The following is a 5,189-nucleotide window of genomic DNA, read 5'->3' as shown; positions in this document are numbered from 1 at the left end:
CCGTTGCGCATCGCCCGCGATCTCTGCCGGTTGGTGCTGAACCGCCCGCCGATCTGGATGCTGAACCGGTCCGACAGGGCCAGATCGAGATTGGAGAACAACGCGTAATTGCGATATTTCTGCGTGATCGTGGTGTTGTTGACGGTGCCGATCGAATTGCCGGTGGCGGTGTCGAAGGCCTCGATCGCATTGACGAACACCAGATCCTCGTAATCGATCAGCCCGCCGATCAGCCATTTGATGCCATCGGTGATCGGTACGTTGATGCGCAATTCCTGCGTATAGGCCTTGGTGCGCAGCGAATAGGGCAGATAGGTCGACGGCGTGCCAAACAGCGCGTCCGACAGATCGGCATAGACCCCGCCGAGCAACGGCGTCGCGTCGAGCCGGCTGATCGTATCGCTGTAATTATATGCGCTGATCGAGGTCACATCGACCGTGCCGACACGCGCCTTGATGACCGCGCTATAGACTTCGGCGCGCTGCTCGGAGATGCCGGTGAAGGGCAGACCCTTATCAAGCAGCCCGTCGGGATCGATGCTCAGGTCGGCCTCGTCGGTGCCGCCGCGCCGCGCACGCTGCACCAGCGCGCCGAGCCGTACCGAGAAAGTCGACGACGGGGTCCACAACAGGCTGGCATAGCCGCCCTTGCTGCGGATCTCGTTGACGTCGCGCGCGCCGGTCGCGACATTGTCGATATAGCCGGGATCGCGCCGGTAGAATGCCGAGGCGCGCACCGCGAGCGTATCGCCGAGCGGCACGTTGACGTTGCCGCGCACCGAAAATCCGACATCCTTGCCGGAATCGACCCCCGCCAGCCCGGCCTGGATCATCCCGTTGATGCCGGCGGTCGACGGCTCGGGGGTGACGAACTTGATCAGCCCGCCCATGCTGCTCGCGCCGTAAAGCGAGCCCTGCGGCCCACGCAAGACCTCGATCCGCGAGAGGTTGCTGGGATCGATATCGGGCACGGTCGACAAGGTGATCGACGGGCCGAACGGCACGTCGTCGACAACGATGCCGACCGTGGGATTGCTCCCCGCGCCGGTGGTGATGCCGCGGATCGAGATGGAGGTCTCGTTGCCGTTCCCCGATGTCGTCAGGTTGAGCCCAGGGATGCGCTGATAATAATCCTGCACACGCGACAGATTGGCGTTGACCAGCGTCGCCGCGCTGACCGCCGCCACGGGCACCGGCACGTCGATCAGCCGCTCGTCGCGCTTTTGCGCGGTGACGATGACATCCTCGGGCGGCTTTTCGTCGTCCACGCCGGCGCGCGTATCGCGTTCGATGACGAAGGTGTCGCGATTGGCGGCGCGCGCGATGAAGCCGGTTCCGCTCAGCAATGCGTGTAGCGCCGCCTCGGCGGAAAACACGCCCGACACCGCGCTCGATCGTCTCGCCGCAATCTGCCCGCGATCGAACAGGATCTCCTTGTCGCTCTGGCGCCCGAACTGCTCAAGCGCGCCGGCGAGATCCTGCGCCGGGATCGCGTAGCGCTTTTGCGCCTGTGCGACCGCCGGGATCGCGATCGCCAGCGAGCCGATCGATACGCCGGCCAGCGCGAGGCTGCTGAAACATGCCTTGTAGGAAAACATCACCCGCTCCCTGAATGCGGCCGCGATCAATCACGATCCGTCATCAGCTAAGAGCCGCGGTTTCGGCGCGACCGCATGCCGCGCCGGAAAAATTTCTACGAATCCGATGCCCGCCATTCGAGCTCGATCACTCCGGGCGAGCGCCGCGTCGCGCGGACCGGATAGAATTGCGTGATCGCCGCGACGAAATTCTCGTTGCCGCCCGCGTTGAAGACGCCGCTGACGCGCAGCGATTGCACCCGCGGATCGCCGCTGACCAGCTTGACCTCGGTATAGCGGTTGAGCTCCGCGATGGCGTCGGTCATCGGCTCGTCGCGGAAGATCAGCTTGCCGCGCTGCCAGCTCGTGCTCCGCTCGACATCGGCGACGACGATCCGCGCCGCGCCCCTGGCGGGCACGACCAGCCGCTCGCCCGGCGCGAGTTCCTCGCGGCCCGCGATGTCCACGCCCGTCGCGCCTTCGGGTCGGCGGGTCGGTTCGACGACCACGCGCCCCTCGACCAGCATCACGCTCATCGCGCCCTTGTCGCCAAGCCGGACGTCGAACGCCGTCCCCACCGCGGTGATGCGCCGATCGGCCGCGGTGACGACGAACGGGCGCGCCGGGTTCTTCGCCACCTTGAAGAAGGCCTGGCCGGCGAGCAGCCGGACATCGCGCAGGCCCCGGGTATAGCGCACCTCGACCAGCGAATTGGTGTCCAGCGTGACGAGCGACCCGTCGGGCAGCTTGAGCACGCGCTTTTCGCCGACCCTGGTTGCAAGGCGATGCGCGGTCGCCGCAACCTCCTGTTGCGGTGCGAGCGCCCGGATCGCCGGGAGGATCGCGAACAGGGCGATCATCGCTGAAATCGCCACCGCCAGTCCCGCCAGACCGCGGTTGCGCCAGCGCGCGACGCGCGCCCGATCGATATCGCTTTCGCGCGGCGCCGCGGCCAGAGCCGCCTGACGCAGCGCCATGATGTCCGGCATCGCCGCGAACTGCCCGATATCCTGAACAAGACCGTCGACGCGCGCCCAGGCGCGCGCATGTTCGGGCGCCGCCAGCCAGTCCTGAAACTGCGCTTCCTCGCGTGCGCCGAGCGACTGCAAACGACGCCGGGCGGACCAATATTCCGCCGCCTCGAGCGGATCGACCGGCACCTGATTGTTCGATAGGGGCTTCATTGCAGCGCCTCCCGCAAGGTGCGGATCGATCGGATCATCTCCTTTTCGACGAGGCTGAGCGAAAGGCCGAGCCGGTCCGCGATCTCGCGGCCGGTCATCTCCTCGAAGCGGTTGAGCACGAATATCGTCCGTGCGCGTTCGGGCAAGGCATCGAGCGCGTTGACGAAAAGCCGCATGCGCTCCTGCGCCAGCACGATATCCTCGGGCGACAATTCGTCGCGCAGCTTGCCCAGTGGGTCCGCCGAGCCCTCGAATTGCAGCAGCGGGCGGCTCGCGGCGGCTCTCCTTCGGCGGGCGAGCAGATTTTTCGCGGCGCGGAATATATAGCCTTCGATATTCTGGATATTTTCCAGTTCCGCGCGGCGCGCGAGCGAGGCGAGCAGATCCTGCGTCAGATCTTCCGCCTCGGCGCGGTCACCGCAACGGCGTTCGAAATATGCGCGCAAAGCGCCGCCATAGCGCGCTGCCAGCGCCTCGATAGAGCGGCCACTTCCCGGCTGTCTATTCCCCGCACTCTTCACCATCGGGTCTCGCTTGCTCGTCGTCCGTTATCATAGAGACCTGGCGTACGGCGAACCTCATTTGTGTGTTAGCAGTCAGGCAGGAGTGCGCCTAAAACCGATCGTCCCTGGTTGTGATATCCCTTCCAGAAACCTGGCTGTCGATTTTTGGCACAGCGACAGCCGGGCTGCTATGCGCTATCGCGCGCTGCGTTCCTGGATGGCGTAGCGGACTGCGGCCGAGGGAAGCATGAGCACAGCGGGCGTCTGCCCAGCTGTGACTATTATTTGATCCACGGGAATGGCGTCCTCTGCTTCACTCGCGAGAAATGCCTGGACCAGCCGTGTTCCGGATGTCGGCAGCAGCGATTGCGGAACGGCTACCGGCTTGCGCCCCATCGCTGCAAGCCAGTCCGGCCGGCCGGCGACGGAGGTCGTGCGGGGATGGACGACCTGCAAATCGACCGAACCCGCGAGCAGCCCGACCGTGAGGGGCTTGCCGTGACGCATCAGCACCACCGACCCCGCGCGCGCTTTGGGTTCGGCGAGGGCGTAGAGATCCGCGTCGGGCCGGTTCATCGGGATCGACGACAGACCTGCCTGATCGATCGTCAGCGGATCGATGCCGGTCGCACGTTTGAGCCTTTCGGCCATCATCACGACCTTGCCGCCCTCGGCCGCGATCGGCCGTTCGGCAGCATGATGCTCGCCGGCATAGATCAGGAGCTTCGCGCCGGGATATTGCTTGAGCGCGCGCCGGACGATGTTGTTGGCCTGATCCTGTTCGCGCTGCCCCTGGGCGCTTTCTGCCAGACCGGCATAGTCCGTGCGGATCATCTCGTAGGAGACGGGGCGATAGCCGAGCGCCAGCGATTGACGGAGGAAATCGGCAAATATCGGATCGTCGAGATAATAGCCGCTCGATCGACGCGGGTATTTCTCCGCAGATAGCTTTTCCATCTTGGCACGCGACGCCGTGTCGTCGGTGTCGCGCTTCAACGCCTCTACCGCCAGAACGGTATAGCCGAGCGGGCGTAGCGCGCGGGCGACTTCCAGCCCGAAGGCGCGCCCGCGCGGATCGAGATGATTCTCGTCGAGAATGACGATGCTGGTCCGCCGCGCGCGACGCACGATCTCCGGGATCGCCGAAACCCCCTTCGCGGCACGAAGATCGGCGATCTGTTCGGCAGGCACATGGAAATCGGCCGACTTCACGGGATTGAAGGTGGGGGTGCTGGTCATGCACGACATGACCTGCGCCCATTGATCGAAGACGTCCGGATCCTTGATATCGGCTGCGGATGCGATGCCGAGATGCGCAAGAAGGCCGAACGAAGCATCGAGATAGCGGCCATGCACCGCATCCTGGACCGACTGGTTGTTGGCGTCCTGGAGGCGCTTCTCCTCCATTTGCGCCGCCGAGCCAACCGAAACGGATGACGGGGGAAGCCCCTGGGCTGCGCTTGCCGCTGTCGTGCTCGCCGCGAGCAGGCTACCCAGGATCGCAAGAAATCGCATGACCGGCCTCATAGTACGATTCGTACTATGAGGCCGGGAAAAGTGGAAGGCAAGTGGTGCAGGTGCGGAAGATCAGCGAACTCGAAGGGGCGATCCTGTCGGAGATCGAGCATCGTGGGCAGCAAACCGCATTTCAGGTGCGGAAGGCCTTTGCGGATTCGTTCTCGCTGGAATGGAAGGGAAGCGCCGGCGCTATCTATCCGGCGGTGCGACGCCTGGAGAAGGACGGCCTTTTGCAGGCCAGCGCGGCGCAGGGGGGAAGAGCGACGCGCCACCTGTCGCTCACGGCGGTAGGGCGACAGGCGCTCAGGGAGTGGGCGTGCGATCCGGTGCTGGCGACGAGCATCGGCGTCGATCCCTTCCGGTTGCGGGCCGGCATCTGGGCGATCCTGACGCCCGAGGATCGTAAA

General features: G+C 65.1%; 6 protein-coding genes. 2 read left to right on the top strand and 4 right to left on the bottom strand.

The window, feature by feature from the left end; translation table 11 throughout:
* From BGN95_RS13965 to BGN95_RS13950, 4 genes are all read right to left on the bottom strand, one after another.
* Positions 1 to 1,598 (bottom strand): TonB-dependent receptor (locus BGN95_RS13965; protein WP_286772991.1); only part of this gene is annotated, 1,598 nt, incomplete at its 3' end.
* Positions 1,599 to 1,693: 95 nt separating this feature from the next.
* Positions 1,694 to 2,761 carry a FecR family protein gene (locus BGN95_RS13960; protein WP_286772990.1) on the bottom strand — a complete coding sequence of 356 codons (1,068 nt, stop codon included), beginning with the start codon at positions 2,759 to 2,761 and terminating at the stop codon, positions 1,694 to 1,696.
* Positions 2,758 to 3,285, bottom strand: coding sequence for an RNA polymerase sigma factor (locus BGN95_RS13955; RefSeq protein ID WP_286772989.1), 528 nt, complete (start codon positions 3,283 to 3,285; stop codon positions 2,758 to 2,760). The genes BGN95_RS13960 and BGN95_RS13955 overlap by 4 nt, the downstream gene beginning before the upstream one ends.
* 174 nt (positions 3,286 to 3,459) lie before the next feature.
* Entirely contained in the window at positions 3,460 to 4,260 is an 801-nt protein-coding gene (locus tag BGN95_RS13950) for a hypothetical protein (RefSeq protein ID WP_286772988.1), read from the bottom strand.
* An 84-nt stretch (positions 4,261 to 4,344) separates the two neighbouring features.
* Here BGN95_RS13950 and BGN95_RS13945 point away from each other — a divergent pair, with 84 nt between their 5' ends.
* Together BGN95_RS13945 and BGN95_RS13940 are read left to right on the top strand one after the other, a co-directional pair.
* Positions 4,345 to 4,701: a hypothetical protein gene (locus tag BGN95_RS13945; RefSeq protein WP_286772987.1), complete on the top strand. Its 357-nt coding sequence runs from the start codon at positions 4,345 to 4,347 to the stop codon at positions 4,699 to 4,701.
* Positions 4,702 to 4,841: 140 nt separating this feature from the next.
* On the top strand, positions 4,842 to 5,189 hold a 348-nt coding region (locus BGN95_RS13940), incomplete at its 3' end, for a PadR family transcriptional regulator (protein WP_286772986.1).

This window comes from Sphingomonas sp. 66-10, from assembly GCF_001897045.1.
Taxonomy (GTDB): domain Bacteria; phylum Pseudomonadota; class Alphaproteobacteria; order Sphingomonadales; family Sphingomonadaceae; genus Sphingomonas; species Sphingomonas lycopersici.
This window is presented reverse-complemented; position numbering and strand designations above follow the sequence as displayed.